Here is a 16367-nt window from a genome sequence, read left to right as displayed (position 1 = left end):
TCCCGACCCCGCCACCATGACCGCCGCCGACCGCGCCGACCTCGACCGCCGCATCGACGCTGCCGGCAAGGCCAACAAGCAAGTGAGTGCTCAGGACGACGAGTACCCGATCCGTGTCGGTACCGCGTGGGAGCACGGGAATTACCAGGGTGTCAGCCTGACGTTCCAGAGCAAGGAGGGATGCAATCGATACGGCCAAGTTTACAAGTACCCGCAGCTGCCGTATGGATGGAATGACATCATCTCCTCGTTCGTGGGCGAGCAGAACTGCCAGGCCCTGCTCTACGAGCACACGTACTTCGGTGGCTCCTACACCCAGCGGTTTTTTAAACTCGAGTGGCTCGGGAAGATGAACGACAAAACCTCTTCCGTTCAGCTCTTTACCAAGGATTAGGCAGACTAGGCGCTCGACCGGCTGAACGACCAGGCCTCTTCCGCCCTTATCGGTGATCTCGCGCTGCAATGACAGTTGGAGGGGGCGAGCCGATCAGTGCGGCTTGAGCATGACCTGTCGGCGGCGGCTGAACGAATGAAACAAAGCAACCGGGCCAGGAGCACCTGCACGAGGCGCTCCTGGCCCGGCTGCGTGCTGCCATGCTGGAGAAACGTGGTGATCTACACCTCGGGCTCGACAGGGATGACCCAGGGCCGACGGAGTGTATCCATGAACGAGATAAGCCTTGATGGGAAGACCCCGCAGGTGTGGGGCCGACTACACCGGACTGCTCGACCCGATCCAAGATGCAGCCCCGCACGCGCGGGGACGGTCCAGCAGGGAAGGTCTGTGGGAAGGGATCAGCGTCCCGGAAAGCCCACCGTTTCGGTTCAATGGCTCAGTGCGCTTCGTACAACTCTTCGTAGGTTCCGAACCGGGTCTCAGCGCCGTCCATCATTATGATGCGATCGGCGCGGAGGGCGGAAGCCTGGCTATGGGCGACAACGATGAGAGTTCGTGGCACTCTCCGGAACGCCAACTCGGCCCGGGCCGCACTTCCGGCGTCAAGAGCGCTGGTGGCCTCGTCGAGTATGACGACCGAAGCAGGCGTCACCAGTGCCCGCGCCAGAGCGATGAACTGTCTCTCGGATGCTGCCAGTTCAGCCGCGTTGAGAACACTGTCGAGCCCGTCGCGGCGCGCTTCCAGAATGCTCTCACCACCCACTGCGACCATGGCGTCGGTGATGTCCTGGTCCGTGGCGTCCGGGTAGAGGTATTTTACGTTGTCTCGCAGCGTTGCCGTAAAGATATACGCTTCCTGGGGTACGAATGCGATATGACGGCAGGCCTCCTGGCAACCCATGAAGAAATCGTAGTCAACTCCGAAGGTGATACGTCCGGACCGGGGAGTGACAAGACCGACCAACAGATCCGCCAGGGTTGACTTGCCTACGCCGCTGGGGCCCACGACTGCCACGTGTTCCCCCGGTGCAATAAGTGCGGACAGATCCTTCACGATCGGGGTTGCATGTTCCCCGTACGCATAGGTGAGTCGATCCAGTTTCAGGGCTAAGGGCGTAGTGAATTTTTCGGATCGACCCGGGGGAAAATCAAGATTCGTGCCGGATGGCAGGTGCACATGCGACTCGCTCACAAGGCGGGACAGCGTGACGGACAGCGGTATCCCAATGGATATGATGTTTTGCGAAAGTGAGCGCAATGTCGGAGCAACATATGCCGACAGATACGTCACGGCGCCGACCAACCCGCCCAACTCGATCCGCCCGCTTTGCGCGAGGAAGGGGGCGGTGACAAGAAGAACGACAACGGGAAGATACCCGCCTACAGCGAGGACCATACCTCGCGCGGCGCCTGCCCGGGCGAGTGAGCGAGTCAACGCCGCCTGTTCGTCGACTGCGTCGTTGGCTTCCGCCGCGATCCGCGGGGCGGCTCCACTCGCGAGAGCGTCTCGCGCACCGAGTACCAGCGTCTGCAGTCGTTCGGAGATCTCCTCACCGGCCACCACAGCCTTGCGTTGAATCGCGTGAACCGCCTTGGCCTGCCACCAAAGAAGCAGCATCGACACCGCGGCCGCGACGCCTGTGACCAGAGCCACGAACCAGGTGAGCGTACTCAAGCCGATCAACGCTGCGATGACTGTGAGCAGCGAGCCGAGCACAGCGGAAAGGGCCGACCCGGTGAGCTGGCGGACTTGCTCGGTGTATGCCGTGAGCTGGGTGACCGCGGGATCCTGGTGGCGTGTCACGGTCAATGACGCACCCGAGCGGCGCAGTGCTCGCTGGACTGCCGCATCCACTACGCGCCGCATGAGAGTTTCCCGTAGCGGTTCGACGATGTCGCCGAGTTTCGCGACCGCATTGCGGGAGCCGGTCGCGCCTGCGAGAAGACCGATGCCGAGGCCGCCGAGCCACTGCCAGGCGTGATTCGGGGAGCCCTGCAGAGCGGCATCGATGGCCCTGCCCACGAAAACTCCGCTGATCAAGGGCGGTGTGGCGGACAGGAGAGACCAGGCGAAGAAAACACTGACGTCCCGGCGGCGATCTGCGAGCTGGTGTACCTCTTTTGAGGGATTGAATGTTCTGTGTACAACTGCTCAGGCTCGGCAGTTGTACACAGAGACATCGTTACTTTTGCGTTCGCGCTCTGAGCCGCACCGCTCTGCGTTCGAGCTTCTCGGCGAACTCCGCCCAGGCCGCGGCGCTCTCCCTGGCCGCCTGGTAGACCAGGCCGACGCAGTGCTCGGGAATCGCGTCGATCAACTGCTCCTGGCTCGATGTGAGTGAGGCGCTCGCGCTGAGCATGCGGAGGAGGGTGCGGCCACGCTCTTCGGATCGAAGAGACGGGTCCCTGATCAGGCTGTTCAGCGGCGACATCCGGCCGCGGTCATACTTCGATGTCGGCACCGAGCGAAGTTCGGGCGCGATATCTGAAAGCGGAGCACTCGAAGCATTTGGCGGGTTCTGCGCCGTTGACTCGAGTGGCGTACCGGTGGCGGGCCGCAACGAGGTCGGCAGAGGATCCTCTCCCCGTCTCAGCCGATCACGGACGTCCCGTACCGTGCTCGGTGAGATCCCCGCCTGCTGAGCGATCTGCCGAAGTGAGGTGTGTGGCCTTTTCTCGATCAGTTCGGCCGCGCGGATCCGGCTGGCGGAGCTGTCCAGCGGGCGGACCCGGCCGTCGCGCCCCAGCCGTGCCGTCGGCTGGGTGCCTTCGGGGCAGGCGGCACGGCGAATGTCGCTCACCGTCCGGGCGGACAGTCCTGCGATCCCGGCGATTGTCCTGTCGGACCAGTGCGGGTGCGATTGAACGATCCGGCGGGCCGCCGCGGCGCGATCTCCTGCGGAGAGCGGGAGACCATGGGCCGTGTTCTCCTTGACGGCCACCACGAAGGCGTCGTGTTCGTCGCCTTCGAAGAATCGCGCCCGTATGTCCTTCTCATTGCGCAACGTCGCCGCCCGCAACCGGTGCATTCCATCCACGACTCGCATGGTGGACCGGTGCACGATTACCGGGGGGAAAACGGTGTCCAATTCAGAGAGCAGGCGTACGTGCTGAAGGTCTTCCCCGATGCTCCGCGGTGAGTCCGCCGGGAGCAGCGCGTGAATGGGAACCGTCTCGACCGCGGACAGTCTCAGCCGGAAATCTTCACCCGGCACTTCCTCGCCCGCCTGGGACTTCTTCGGTAAGTCGGTCTTCATCTGATCAGTCAATGTTCTTCCCCCCTGTGCGGCGAAAGCATGCACTGTCCTGCCCCGGACTCACCGTGCTCGCCTGAACTGCCGCTCGGCGGGACGGTTCGCCTGCGGTGGCGACTTCGAGTCGCAGGTGATGTCCGCGAGACGGCCATGGCCGGACTCGCCGATGGTGGGGTCACGGCTTGGGCGATTGGAGCGGCGGCCGTGTGGGGGGCCGCCATCGATCGTCTCCGCCATCACCGCATCCCCCTGCGTGCCCTGTGCTCACGGTGAGGACTGTCCCAGGCGGGCATCGACGAAAAATAGACGGGGCGTATACACGCGCCACGGTGAGGGCCGCGCGAGCTCCGTGCCCGGACGTGGCCGTTTCCTCATAGACGGCGAGTGGACTCAGAGGCCGAGACGGGCGTGAGCGCACCGCGACCATCAGCCGGAGCGGCGGCACGTCGGAGTCCGGTCCGGGCGGACCCACCGCGGCTCCCCTCGAGGCGCCTGAAGGGGAAACCCGGGTCCGGCCGAACGCTGATCGTATAGCGTTCGTTGATGAAATATCGATCATGCACGACGGCTCCTGGAGCCGTTGAGCCGCGCACGGGGGAGCGGCTGCTCCGCCGTGCGCGGTGACCTGTCAAAGAAGAGGGATGGAATTGACGAACATCGCGCGCACGATCGGGTCCACCGTCGTCGCCGGACTTCTCGTGGTCGCGCTCGGCGCGGGCATGGGGGGTGCCGTGGCGATCGCCGCCGTGGGTAACGGTGCGCTCGTCGACCCCCACGGTCGCCCCGGTACAAGCAGAATTATCGACAGAGTCGGAAATTCCGTGACGATCGATGCGATCTTGTCCTAGTAGGCCCCTCACCCGGTCGGCAGCCCCAGCCGCTCCTTGATGGACAGGCTCTCGGCACCGCAGACGTCCGCCGCCTCGCTTTCGCCCATGTCCAGCAGGATGCGGGCGGCGATGTCCAGGCACTGGGCGCGCTGGTAGTCCAGTTCGGCCTCCGTGGCCAGGCACAGGGCGTACTCAGCGCGCCGGCGGGCCTCGGTGAGCTGCCCGGCCAGCCGCAGCGATTCGGCCAGCGACAGGTGGGCCAGCAGGATCTGTTCGGGACCCTGTGTCCCGTCCAGCTCGCTGACCGCCTCGCCGAGGACGTCGATCGACTCGGTCAACCGGCCGAGCGCCCGGTAGGCCATGCCCAGTGTCCGCATCGCGATGCCCGCCCCCCGCCGGTTGCCCAGCTCCTGGTAGAGCCGCAGCGATTCGGACGCCGAGGTCAGCGCCTCCTCCAGGGCACCCGTACGCCGGTATGCGACGGCCAGGATCTCCAAGGCGTCGGCCTCGAAGTCGCGCAGCCCGTGACGGCGGGCGACGACGGCCGACTCTCTGGCGAACTCGACCGCCTCGTGGCCTTGGCCGTGGACGAGCGCGCTGGCCGCCGCGCCCGTCAGCGCGTCGGCCAGGGTGTAGACATCCCCCGCCTCCCTGGCCAGCTTGATGGCGGCCCGCGCCTCGGCGTCCGCCTCGCTTCCCCGGTGTATGCGCGACAGCATCGCCCTGGCGCGTGCCTCGGCCCAGCGGTCGCCCGTGGCGGACGCCGCCTGCGCCAGCGCGGTGAAGGCCGACTCCAGTTCACTGATGAAGCGCCGGGAGTCGACCAGGTCGCCCAGCAGGACCGCGACGTCGGCGGCGAGCCTGATCTGCCGCGTCTCACCCTGGGTGGCCGCCTGCGTCAGCACACCGGCCATGGCGACCGCCTCCCGGCGTTGCCACGCCCGTGCCTCGGCCGCCGTGCCGAAAACGACGCCCGGTACGTCGAAGGGTCTGGGGCGAGGTTCCAGGCGGTTGCCCGGTGTGAGGACGCCGATGACGTTCGCGGCCGAGGCGAGCAGGTGACCCAGGCAACGGGTCAGCACCTGCGCTGCCTCCTCCCGGCTGGCGCGCTGCCTTCCGTACAGGCGCAGCAGGTCGTGGTAGCGGTAGCGGCCCAGCTCGCCGGAGGTGAGCATGTTCAGGTCGACCAGGCTCTCCAGGACCTCCTCGGCGTCGGGTACGGGCATACCGAGGATCGCCGCCGCGGCGTCCAGCGAGAAGCAGGGGATGTTGAGCACGGCCAGCAGGCGAAACGCCCTGGCCTGACCGTCGGTGAGCCCCACATACGACAGGTCGAAAGCCGCCTCGACCGCCAGGCCGCCTGCGCGTAGTTCGCGCAGCCGCCGCCGGTGGTCTATGAGCCGGGCGTGCAGGGAGGTGACCGTCCAGGCCGAACGCGCAATCAGCCGGGCCGCGGCGATGCGCACGGCCAGCGGCAGGTAGCCGCAGGCGGTCACGACCTCGGCGGCGCTGTCACGTTCGGGCTCCACGCGCCGCTCGCCCACGATGCCGGTGAACAGCGCCAGCGCCTCGCCGGGGGCCAGCGGGTCCAGGTGCAGGTGGTACGCGCCGGGCACGTCGGTCAGGACGGTACGGCTGGTCACCAGTACGGCGCACCCCCTCCCGCCCGGCAGCAGCGGCTTGATCTGGGCGGCGTCGGCGGCGTCGTCCAGCACCACCAGGACCCGCCGGTCGGCCAGCAGCGACCGGTAGAGCGCGCTCCGCTCGCTCGGCCCGTCGGGCGGGTCGCTCTGCCCGAGCGCGCGCAGAAATCCGCCGAGCGCTGCTTCGGGGACGGCCGGGTCGGCCCTGGCATCCTGCAGGTTCACGAAGAGCTGCCCATCGGGAAAGCGGTCGTGTACGGCGTGGGCCACGTGCAGGGCCAGCGCCGTCTTGCCGACCCCGCCCTGCCCCGACAGCGTGAGCACCGTCGTCGCCAGCCCCGCCTGCGAGGTCAGGGTCTGGAGCATGGCCTCGATCTGCTCGCGGCGCCCGGTGAAGTCGGCCAGGTCGGGAGGGAGCTGGCGGGGTATGGGACAGGTCTCGCGCAGGGAGGACACGGCCGTGACGGGAGAGGTGATCACGACGGGAGAGACGAGAGCCGGATCGCCGGAGATGATCTGCTGGTACAGCGCGGCGAGTTCGGGGGTCGGGCCGACGCCGAGCTGCTCGGCCAGGAAGGTCCGCAGGCCGGTGTAGACGCCGATGGCCTCGGCCTGCCGGCCCGACCGGTACAGGGCCTGCATGAGCAGGAAGGTCAGCCGCTCCTGGGCCGGGTGTGCCGCCACCGCCTCGGTGAGCTCGCGGGTCACCGCCTGGTACTCGCCCAGGGCCAGGCTGGCCTCGGCGTGTGAGCCCAGCGCCGTCAGCCGCAGCTCGGTCAGTTGCGTACGCTGCCCCCTGGCCCAGATCCCCGGCAGCCCGGCCAGTGGTTCCCCGCGCCACAGGCCAAGAGCCTGTGCCAGCAGCTCACGCGCCTGCTCGGGTGGCGCGCCCGTGGCACGCCCGGTCAGCGTGGAGAACGTCTCCAGATCGTGGGGTACGGCGCACGTGTAACCACCGGGCAAGGACTGGATCACGTCCTTGCCGAGCACCATGCGCAGCCGTGACATGTAGGTGCGCACCGTCTCCACGGCGGTTTTGGGCGGCTCCTGCCCCCACAGGATGTCCACCAGCCGCTCGACCGTCAGGATCCGCCCCTCCGCCATTAGCAGGGCCGCCAGAGTCAGGCGCTGCTGGGGGGAGCCGAGATCGAGCTCGTACTCGCCACACCAGCCACAAACAGGGCCAAGCAGCTGAAAGCGCACTCTTTCCGTATAGCAGCTCAGCTAAGGACGAAAGGGTTAAATCGATATTCGGTCGACCGATTTTCATGTGCGCATCTCGCATCAGCCGTACGGCCGTCTTCCGGCCGATCAAGACCGGCGAACTCACGTCAATCAAAGATGAGGGATACCGCCTCGTTCCCCGATGGGCGCTGCACGAGTCTTCCAGCAGGGAAGCGAAGGCGGACCGACCAAGGAATGGCAGCTTGAGCCAATCCCCTGGTTCGCTGAACCGCCTGCTCCTCTGGACGGGCACAGCGGGACGATCTTGTCCAGCGAGGCATGTCCGTCCTGGCAGGGGTGCGGGGGCCAGGAGCAGGCCCCGCGATCCGGCGGCTGTCAGAGGGTGAGGTGGCGGAAGTGGGTGATCTCCCGGGCCGTGGTCGCCGCTTCTTCACGGGCCAGGGGATCGGCGTCGGCGAGGGTGTCGAATGACAGTCGGGTGAGGTTTTCGATCCGCCGGATCGGGACCTGGTAGGTCTTGTAGGCGCCGTAGGAGAACTCCGCGGGGGCGACCTCCAGGCCGTCGAGGAGGTGGTCCTGGCTGAGCAGGTAGCCGGTGGCCGAAAGCTCACCGTTCTGTTTGGTCATCGCCACGACCTTCCAGTACTGGCGGGGCAACTGGACGCCACGGTAGGGGTCGTCGTCGGCGGCCAGGACCGGGCCGGCGAAGACAGTGACCTTCAGGTCACGGGTGTCGGCGTTGTCCAGGACGTAGTCCTCCAGCCCGGCCCAGGTGGTCCGGTTCTGGTTGAAGTCCTTGTGCTGCGGGGTGCAGTTGGTGAAGTGGAAGGTGTCGTCGTTGCCGGACTTGGCCGCCGCCTGGGTGGCCCCCCAGGCGGGGTCCAGGCGGCGCACCAGGTGGCCGCGGTCCAGGGGGTTGTCGCGGTAGACCTCCTCCCCGGTCTGTTCGCCCTCGGGCAGACGGGGGTCGAAGATCCAATGGTCGGGGTCGCGGCGGATGCGCTGGCTGGTTGTGCCGTCGATGTTGGCCGCGGCGAAGAAGGCCAGCCGCCGCTGCCGGTTCATCACCAGGCTGAAGTGGTGATAGTTCAGCACATGCGCCTGCCCGTCGCCGGCGTGGCGGTTGAGCGCCGCCAGCGGGACGAGATCAGGGTGCAGGGCGGGCAACGGCACCCGATGCCCACCCGGCAGGAAGTCCGGGTCGTAACCCCGGCGGCTGGCGTAGTCCGGATCGATCCGGATCGCCTCCGGCGCCGCCGCCGCCGCCGCTGGGCCGGCCGCGTCGATCGGCTCGCCGCGCAACCGGATGTCGAAGGGGACCGTCAGCGTCAGCGTCGCCTGTCCGGCGGCCGGTTGCCCTGTCTGCCCTGTCTGCTCTACCGGCGCCACCGGCTCGGCCGGCCGGACAGGCGACCGGTCCAGGGCGGTCAGCTCCGGTGGGACGGGCGAAAGGCTGATGCGTTCGGTGAACAACCGGTCGACCAAGGCCTGCTGGACCGGCGGGAACGGCTGGCCGTGCAGGAAGGCCAGTAGTCGGCTGACCCGCACCCCTTCGTTGATGAAGCCGCCCAGCTCGTCGTGGCCGGGGGCGGGGACACCGGCGTGGTGCAAGGCCACGATCTCCCATTGGTCGTTGAAGACCGGGGAACCGGAGGAGCCGGGCTCGGTGTCGGTCTGGTAGTGCAGGAACAACTCCAGGATGTCGACGACCCGGTTCTCCCGCAGGGCGACCTGTTTCTTCTCTCCGTCCGGATGCTGAACGATCGTGACGAAGTCGCCGACGATGGCTTTGCCCTCGGCCGCCACCAGCGGGTTGAACCCGAACCGGGCCAGCTCGCCTGCGGCGGCCTTCACCGCCACCAGCGCGAAGTCCAGCTTTCGGTCGGCGACGAAGAACCGGCCCGGATCCAGGGAGAAGCCCTGCAACGTCAGCGGCCGTCCGTCGAGGCCGTCCTGGTAGTCGAACTCGACGCCGCTGCGGCCGGCCGTGTCGGCGTCGGCGAGTACGTGGTGGTTGGTGAGCAGCAGCTCCGGGGAGACCAGCGAGCCGGTGCCGTAGCCGGTCAGCCGCCCGTGCGCGTCACGAATGGCCACGCGCCCGACCGCTCGTGCCGCGGCCGCCCCGCCTTCCAGGTAGCCGACAGGGAGCAGGTCGTCGCCGCGGATGATCCGCTCCAACACCGCCGCCGCCGCCGTCACGGCCTCTGGTTCGGCCGCGGTTATCGCTGCGGGGTCGATCGGGCGGATGTCCCGGTAGTGGTGGCTGAGCCGATCGACGCGGGCGGCAACCCGCTCCGGCTCATCGGCCTGGGCGATCCCGCCCGGCTCTGCCAGCACGGCGACCTTCCTCCGGCGCTGCTGGCTCCTGGCGGCCACCCGCGCCGCCACGTCCTCCCGTACCTCGGCGGGCAGTTCGTCGACCGCATCCATGTCCTGCCCCATCCCGCTGGTTCCCGGCTGGTCTTGTCGCTCTCCTGGCGGGGACGTTGTCCCCAGACCGGGATCATGGAAGTCTCCGGGGATCGGACCGGTTGCCTGTGGGGAAGGTTAAGGTTCGGCAGATCACCAGGGCAGTGCGAAATAGCCCCTGAGCTCCTGTGAGACCTCCACGTCGCCCCGCCTCACAAACCCGGACGGCGGGCCAAGCCCCCATGGATGCACCTCATGGCTATCGTCCTCGGACACACCGGGGGCGCCTTGCCGGGCCATTGACATCTGATATATTAGAGTTTACGTTGCACATGCAAGGAGAGGGGCAGGCATGGGTCAGAGTCGAGTTGTCGTCATCGGCGGTGGTAACGCCGGCTTGTGTAGCGCGTTGGCCGCCCTTGAGGGCGGGGCCGAGGTGACACTGCTCGAAGCCGCCCCGGAGTCCGAGCGTGGTGGGAACTCCGGATTCACCGCGGGGGCCATGCGCTTCGCCTACGACGGCAGGGAAGAGATCGTCCAACTTGTCCCCGACCTGTCGGAAGGGCAGCTAGAGAAGACCGACTTCGGCAGTTACTCGAAGGAGCAGTTCTTCGACGACATGGCCCGGGTCACGCAGTACCGCTGCGATCCCGACCTGGTCGATCTGCTCGTGACGCGCAGCTTCGACACGTTGAAGTGGATGCGCGACAAGGGAGTGCGGTTCCTGCCGATCTACGGTCGCCAGGCGTTCCAGGTGGACGGGAAGTTCACCTTCTGGGGAGGCCTGACGCTGGAGGCAAACGGAGGCGGCCCCGGGCTCGTCGACTCACTGTTCGACGCGTTCGAGTCGGCGGGCGGCAAGGTGTTCTACGGCCACCGCGCCATCGGCCTCACCGAGGACGGTGGCAGGGTGACCGGCGTCGTGGTCCGGGCCGGCGGGGAGATCCGGAAAATCTCCGCTGACGCCGTCGTGCTGGCCTGCGGTGGATTCCAGGCCAACGCGGAGTGGCGCACCCGCTACCTGGGACCGGGGTGGGAGTTCGCCAAGGTCCGCGGCACCCAGTTCGACGTGGGCGACGGGCATCGCATGGCGATGGACATCGGCGCCATGTCGTGGGGCAACTGGTCGGGCTGCCACGCGGTGGGCTGGGACAGCAACGCGCCCGCGTTCGGTGACCGCGTGGTCGGTGACGGGTTCCAGAAGCACAGCTATCCCTTCGGGATCATCGTCAACAGCCGCGGCGAGCGGTTCGTCGATGAAGGCGCGGATTTCCGGAACTACACCTACGCGAAGTACGGCCAGGAGGTCCTGCGGCAGCCGGGGCAGATCGCCTGGCAGGTTTTCGACAGCAAGGTGAGCCATCTGCTGCGCGACGAGTACCGGATCCGGCAGGTCACGAAGATCGTGGCGCCGACCCTGGAGGAGCTCGTCCGGCGGATGGACGGCATCGACGCGGAGCAGTTCCTGCGGACGGTCCACGAGTACAACGCGGCGGTCGACCAATCGGCCCCGTTCAACCCCAACGTCAAGGACGGGCGGGGCACCTCCGGACTGGCGGTGCCGAAGTCGAACTGGGCCAACACCCTCGACTCGCCACCGTACGAGGCCTACGCGGTGACGTGTGGAATCACGTTCACCTTCGGCGGCCTGAAGATCGACACGTCGGCGCGCGTGATCGACGTCACCGGAGAGCCCATTCCCGGGCTGTACGCGTGCGGGGAGATCGTCGGTGGGATCTTCTACTTCAACTACCCGGGGGGCAGTGGGCTCACGGCGGGCTCGGTGTTCGGGCGGATCGCAGGGTCGGCGGCCTCGGGCGCGCTCGACCGCTCCGCCACGTCGTCAGTGAGCGCGTGAGGTGGCTGTGCCGGGCGGAGTAATCGTTACCGGTGCGGGTGGGGGCATCGGAGCCGCGGTGGCCGAGTGCCTCGCCGCCGCGGGTTATGGCGTCGTCGTAAGCGATCTGGGAGTGTCCGTCGACGGCCACGACCCGGACCGGCAGGTGGCGGAGTCCGTGGTCGAGGTGATCCGGGCCCGAGGCGGCCGCGCCGTGGCCCATCAGCACGACGTCGTTTCGTTCGACGCGGCGGCCGACCTGGTCCGGCGCGCGGTCGAGGAGTTCGGCTCGCTCGACGGCCTTGTCACCTGCCACGGCATCCTGCGCGAGCGCATGATCTTCAACATGACGGAGGACGAGTGGGACTCGGTCATCGCCGTGCATCTCAAGGGCACGTTCAACTGCGTGCGCTTCGCCACTGAGCAGATGCGCCGCCAGCGCGGCGGAAGCATCGTGCTGCTGAGCTCGGCGGCGGGCCTGGAGGGCAGCCCGGCGCAGGCCAACTACGCGGCGGCCAAGGCGGGCGTCGTGGGCCTCGCCCAGAGCACGGCGCTGGCGATGGGACGCTACGGCGTCAACGTCAACTGCGTCGTCCCCTCCGCGGCGACGCGCATGACCTCGCGGCTCACCGGACAGATGCAGGCCAGCAGGCCCGACGCCGAGCGACAGGGCCCCGAACTGATCGCCGAGCTCATACGCGCGCTGCTCGACCCGGCCAACCGCCACATCACCGGACAGACCTTCACAGCGGCCGGCCGCCGGCTCGCCCGGTGGGCGCCTCCTCAGGAACAGGAGAGCGTGCGCCTCGCTGACGAGTTCACATACTCCGACGTGACCGGCGCGGTCCAGCAGCGGCTCGGAGCCACGCCGCTTCGCCGGTTCGCTGCGCTCGGGCTGCCGACGCCGGCCGCGTCCGACCACCAGACCACAGACATCCTCGAGGTGGGAGACGGAACATGAATGCTCGGTCGACAGCGAGCTCCCCGCGCGATTCGCACGATCCGCGCGATCCAGCCGCCATCCGGGACGGGCTCGCGTGCTCCGTCACGCGCGCCGAGGAGATGTCGCGGTGAGCGGGCGCAGCGTGTCGCTGGAGATCGGCACCGCTGTGGGAGCGGCGGACGAGCACCACGTGCAGGTGCGCGGACTGGATCTCGTCGATGACCTGATCGGCGAGCTGACCTACACCGAGGTCGCGCTGCTCGCGGTGACCGGCCGCAGGCCGACTCCCGCCGAGGCCAAGGTGGTCGACGCGGTGCTGGTGAGCCTGCTCGACCACGGGCTGACGCCCAGCGCGCTCGCCGCGCGACTGACGTTCTGGGCGGCTCCGGAGGCGATCCAGGGTGCCGTCACGGCCGGCCTGCTCGGCGCGGGAAGCGTGCTGCTCGGTTCGATGGAGGGCTGTGGGCGCCTGCTCACGGACATCGCCGGCCGTGTCGCCACCGGTGCCGTAGCCCGCGATGTGGTGGACATGCGGCTGCGCGCCATCGTGGACGCGGGCGAGCGGATCCCCGGCCTCGGCCACAGCCTGCACCGCGACGGTGACCCGCGCGCCGGGAAGCTGCTCGGCGTCGCGCGCGACCAGAAGGTCGCGGCGCAGCACGTCGAGCACCTCGAGCTCGTCGTCGAGCGGGCCGCCGCGCTCACCGGCAAGGCACTCCCGCTCAACGCGACGGGCGCCGCCGCCGCGCTGCTGCTCGAGGTGGGTGTGCCCTGGCAGCTGCACCGCGGTTTCGCCCTGATGAGCCGTACGGCCGGCCTGGTCGCGCACGTCGGTGAGGAGCTCGAATCGCCCATCGCCCCCGCGGTGCGCGCCGCGCTGCGGACCGCGAGCCGCATCGAACCGGAGGTGTGAGCGGTGTCGGAGGTCGTGGAGTCGCAGCCGGAACCGGGGTGGGAGATCTTCGTCTGCGACGAGTGGCGGGCGCGGGTGCTACACGAGATCACAGGCCTGCACGGCCCGCCGTACGCCGACGGTTACGCGCCCTGCGCGTTGCTGCCCCCGACGTTCCTGGTGGCCCATCGGACCGACCCGGCGGCCATGGGCGTCCCGGACGCACCGGTCCGGCTCAACGCCGGCAACTGGTTCCGGTGGGAGGCGCCCGTGATGCCGGGGGAGATCCTGGAGCGGCGCACGGTGATCGAGTCGGTCACCACGAAGCCGGGCCGAGACAGCGACCTGACGTTCTACCAGCTCGCGACGACGTACCGGCGCCGCATGACGCGCGACGTGGTGGCGCGCACGTCCACGACGACGATCCGCACGGGCGCCCAGCAGGGGCGCGGCGGTTCCGGGCATCACACGGAGCCGCCCGCCGACGCCGTGCCGGTCATCGAGGTCGTCCCGAGCAGTCGCGAGGTCGTGCGGTACGCCGCGGCCACCGACGACTTCTACGAAGTGCACTACGACCACGCGTTCGCGCAGGCGAGGGGTTTGCCGGGGACGATCACCCACGGCCTGCTCAAGCTCGCCTACCTGGCGCGTGCCGCCGTGCAGTGGGGCGGCCACGGGACGTTCGTGCGAGAGCTGAGCGCCTCCTACCGGGGGATGGACCGGGTCGGCGCGCCGTTCCGCGTGCTCGCCCAGGCGGACGACGGCGCCGGGGACGGGCCCTCGCGTCGTCTCACGCTGTACGGCGTCTCCGCTGACGGCGTGGTCAGCACCGTCGGCAGTGCAGTGATCGAGAAAAGCGAAGGAGAGGACGGGCAGTGGCTAAGCGACTGACGACGGTGCAGACGGTACGCGGACCGGTCGCGGTGTCCGAACTCGGGCGCGTGCTGCCGCACGAGCACGTGGCGTGCGACCTGTTCCGAGTGACACGACAGATGGGTCTCGCCGCGTTGAACGACCCGGACGAGGCGGTCCGGGACCTGAAGGTCTTCAAGGAGCTCGGCGGCGGCTCCGTCGTGGAGGCCACCAGCGGCGGGCTCGGCCGTAAGCCCGGCGTGCTCCGGTCGGTGTCCGAACGCGCCGACGTGCACATCGTCATGGGCTGCGGGTGGTACCGGGAGCCCTACTACGAAGCGGACATGAACAAGGTGAGCACGGCCGAGCTGACCGAACGCCTGCTGATCGACATCTTCGAGGGCGAGGACGGCGTGCGGCCGGGAGTGATCGGCGAGATCGGCGCCGACCGCGAGTGGGTGTCCGGGGTCGAGGAGCGGGTGCTGCGCGCCGCCGCCCGCGCCCAGCAGGAGACCGGGCTCGGGCTGATCCTGCACGCGGTCAAGAGCGAGGTCGGCGCCTGGCAGCTCGACGTGCTCGAGGACGAGGGCTGTGACCTGAGCCGGGTCGCGGTGGGCCACTGCGACACGTATCCGGACGTCGACTACCACGAGCGGCTGGCCGAGCGCGGCGCCATGGTGATGTACGACGGCAACGGCCCGGGTGACTCGCTGCTCCAGGAGCAGCGGGTCGCGAACGCGGTCGAGCTGATCCGCCGCGGATGGGCCAAGAGCCTGCTGCTGTCCCACGACGTCTGCGTGCTGGGGATGCGCGAGCGCCGCGGTGGGCCGGGCTACTCATACGTGCTGCGGCAGGTCGGCCCCGACCTGATCGCGGCCGGGGTTCCCGAGGATGTCGTGGAGACGATCTTCAGAGAGAACCCGCTGCAATTGCTCGCCGGGCACCGCCCGGGTGATAACTAAGGAACGCATTTTCTCCCGGCCCGAACGTTCGGGGACGACCGCTGCCGGACATATTGCTGCATTTTCTGTCAAGTTCCGAGAAAATGCGAAGGACGCCTTTTCTCCCGGCCCGAACGTTCGGGGACGACCGCTGCCGGATGCATTGGCGCATGTTCTGTCAAATTCCGAGAAAAGTGAGGATGCGATGAACGACAGGACCGGTCGGACTATCAATCGACGCCACCTACTCGCCGGGGTGGCGGGGGCCGGCGTCGTCGCGCTCGCTCCGTCAGCCGCGTTCGCGGCGGGGGAGCAGGCGCGCGGCTCGAAGCGGGGCGGGCGCGAGACCGTGCTGCCCGCGCAGACGTCGTGGGACCCGGTGCCCGCGATGACCGACATGAAGCAGGTGCAGATCCCCGACGTGCGGCTGGCGGTCTGGGACACCGGCGCCGGTGGCAGGGGCCCGGGCAGGGGCCAGACCGTGGTGCTCATGCACCCGCACACCGGGAACGGCGGCTCGTGGGGCTACCAGCAGGCCGCGTTCGCCGCCGCGGGCTACCGGGTGATCAGCTACTCACGGCGGGGATACCACGGGTCGGAGGCAGGGCCCGCGGAGCGGCCCGGCACGATGGTCGGGGACCTGGTGGCGCTGATGGACGCGCTCGGCGTCGGAAAGTTCCACCTGGTCGGGCTGGCCGCGGGCGCGTTCGCGGCGTTCGACGCCGGCCTGTCGGTCCCGGACCGGCTGCTGAGCTGCACGGTGGGCTCGACGCTGGGGGGGATCCAGGAGCCGTCGTGGAACGAGGTCACCGGGGCGATCCTGCCGCCAGGCTGGGCCGCGCTGCCCGAGACGTTCCGCGAGCTCGGCCCGTCCTACCGGGCCGCGAGGCCGCAGGCGATGACGGCGTGGACCGAGCAGGCGCGGCTGCCGGTCACGACCGTGCAGCAGCCCCCGCAGAACACGCTGTTGTGGCCGGCGATCGAGTCGATCAGGACGCCGACGCTCCTCCTCACCGGCGACAGCGATCTGTACCTCCCGCCGGCGCGCCTGCGCGAGATGGCGAGCCACGTCAGGAACGCCGAGGTGGCGATCTTCAGTGAGGCGGGGCACGCCCCGCACTGGGAGGCCTACAACGAGTTCAACGCGACGGTGCTGTCGTTCCTCAGGAAGCACCGGCGGTAGG

The 16367-nt window shown here is 68.7% G+C and carries 12 protein-coding genes; 8 read left to right on the top strand and 4 right to left on the bottom strand.

Annotation, left to right across the window (positions count from 1 at the left end):
• A partial coding sequence (locus AB0395_RS41110; RefSeq protein WP_366291439.1) for a peptidase inhibitor family I36 protein occupies positions 1 to 394 on the top strand: 394 nt, incomplete at its 5' end.
• Between the two features lie 439 nt (positions 395 to 833).
• Here AB0395_RS41110 and AB0395_RS41105 read toward each other — a convergent pair.
• Together AB0395_RS41105 and AB0395_RS41100 are read right to left on the bottom strand one after the other, a co-directional pair.
• Positions 834 to 2420, bottom strand: a complete 1587-nt coding sequence (locus tag AB0395_RS41105; protein WP_366291436.1) for an ABC transporter ATP-binding protein — start codon at positions 2418 to 2420, stop codon at positions 834 to 836.
• Between the two features lie 160 nt (positions 2421 to 2580).
• Positions 2581 to 3654 (bottom strand): ParB/RepB/Spo0J family partition protein, encoded by a 1074-nt coding sequence (locus AB0395_RS41100; RefSeq protein WP_366291433.1) that lies wholly within the window; start codon positions 3652 to 3654, stop codon positions 2581 to 2583.
• Positions 3655 to 4292: 638 nt separating this feature from the next.
• On the opposite strand from AB0395_RS41100, the gene AB0395_RS41095 reads away from it, so the two are divergent.
• On the top strand, positions 4293 to 4499 hold the full coding sequence (locus AB0395_RS41095; protein WP_366291430.1) for a hypothetical protein: 207 nt from the start codon (positions 4293 to 4295) through the stop codon (positions 4497 to 4499).
• Positions 4500 to 4507: 8 nt separating this feature from the next.
• Here AB0395_RS41095 and AB0395_RS41090 read toward each other — a convergent pair whose 3' ends face one another.
• Together AB0395_RS41090 and AB0395_RS41085 are read right to left on the bottom strand one after the other, a co-directional pair.
• Positions 4508 to 7327 carry a BTAD domain-containing putative transcriptional regulator gene (locus tag AB0395_RS41090; RefSeq protein WP_366291427.1) on the bottom strand — a complete coding sequence of 940 codons (2820 nt, stop codon included), beginning with the start codon at positions 7325 to 7327 and terminating at the stop codon, positions 4508 to 4510.
• 357 nt (positions 7328 to 7684) lie between these two features.
• Positions 7685 to 9739 carry a DNA/RNA non-specific endonuclease gene (locus AB0395_RS41085; RefSeq protein ID WP_366291424.1) on the bottom strand — a complete coding sequence of 685 codons (2055 nt, stop codon included), beginning with the start codon at positions 9737 to 9739 and terminating at the stop codon, positions 7685 to 7687.
• A 331-nt stretch (positions 9740 to 10070) separates the two neighbouring features.
• Between AB0395_RS41085 and tcuA the strand changes: the two genes are divergently transcribed.
• The 6 genes from tcuA to AB0395_RS41055 all read left to right on the top strand — a co-directional run bounded on the left by tcuA (position 10071) and on the right by AB0395_RS41055 (position 16366).
• The gene (gene tcuA, locus AB0395_RS41080; protein WP_366291421.1) at positions 10071 to 11576 is read left to right on the top strand and encodes an FAD-dependent tricarballylate dehydrogenase TcuA; all 1506 of its coding nucleotides are present in this window, start codon (positions 10071 to 10073) and stop codon (positions 11574 to 11576) included.
• Between the two features lie 58 nt (positions 11577 to 11634).
• Positions 11635 to 12516 (top strand): SDR family oxidoreductase, encoded by an 882-nt coding sequence (locus AB0395_RS41075; protein WP_366291418.1) that lies wholly within the window; start codon positions 11635 to 11637, stop codon positions 12514 to 12516.
• Between the two features lie 109 nt (positions 12517 to 12625).
• Entirely contained in the window at positions 12626 to 13411 is a 786-nt protein-coding gene (locus AB0395_RS41070) for a citryl-CoA lyase (RefSeq protein ID WP_366291415.1), read from the top strand.
• Positions 13412 to 13414: 3 nt separating this feature from the next.
• Positions 13415 to 14281 carry a MaoC/PaaZ C-terminal domain-containing protein gene (locus tag AB0395_RS41065; RefSeq protein WP_366291412.1) on the top strand — a complete coding sequence of 289 codons (867 nt, stop codon included), beginning with the start codon at positions 13415 to 13417 and terminating at the stop codon, positions 14279 to 14281.
• A complete protein-coding gene (locus tag AB0395_RS41060) occupies positions 14266 to 15204 on the top strand; it encodes a hypothetical protein (RefSeq protein WP_366291409.1) in 939 nt (312 codons plus the stop codon). The genes AB0395_RS41065 and AB0395_RS41060 overlap by 16 nt, the downstream gene beginning before the upstream one ends.
• A gap of 184 nt (positions 15205 to 15388) precedes the next feature.
• Positions 15389 to 16366, top strand: coding sequence for an alpha/beta fold hydrolase (locus AB0395_RS41055; protein ID WP_366291406.1), 978 nt, complete (start codon positions 15389 to 15391; stop codon positions 16364 to 16366).
• Position 16367 lies beyond the last annotated feature (1 nt).

Origin of the sequence: Streptosporangium sp. NPDC051023, assembly GCF_040689595.1 — a bacterium.
GTDB lineage: Bacteria > Actinomycetota > Actinomycetes > Streptosporangiales > Streptosporangiaceae > Streptosporangium.
Note: the sequence above shows the minus strand (reverse complement) of the source record. Positions and strands in the feature narration are given on the sequence as shown.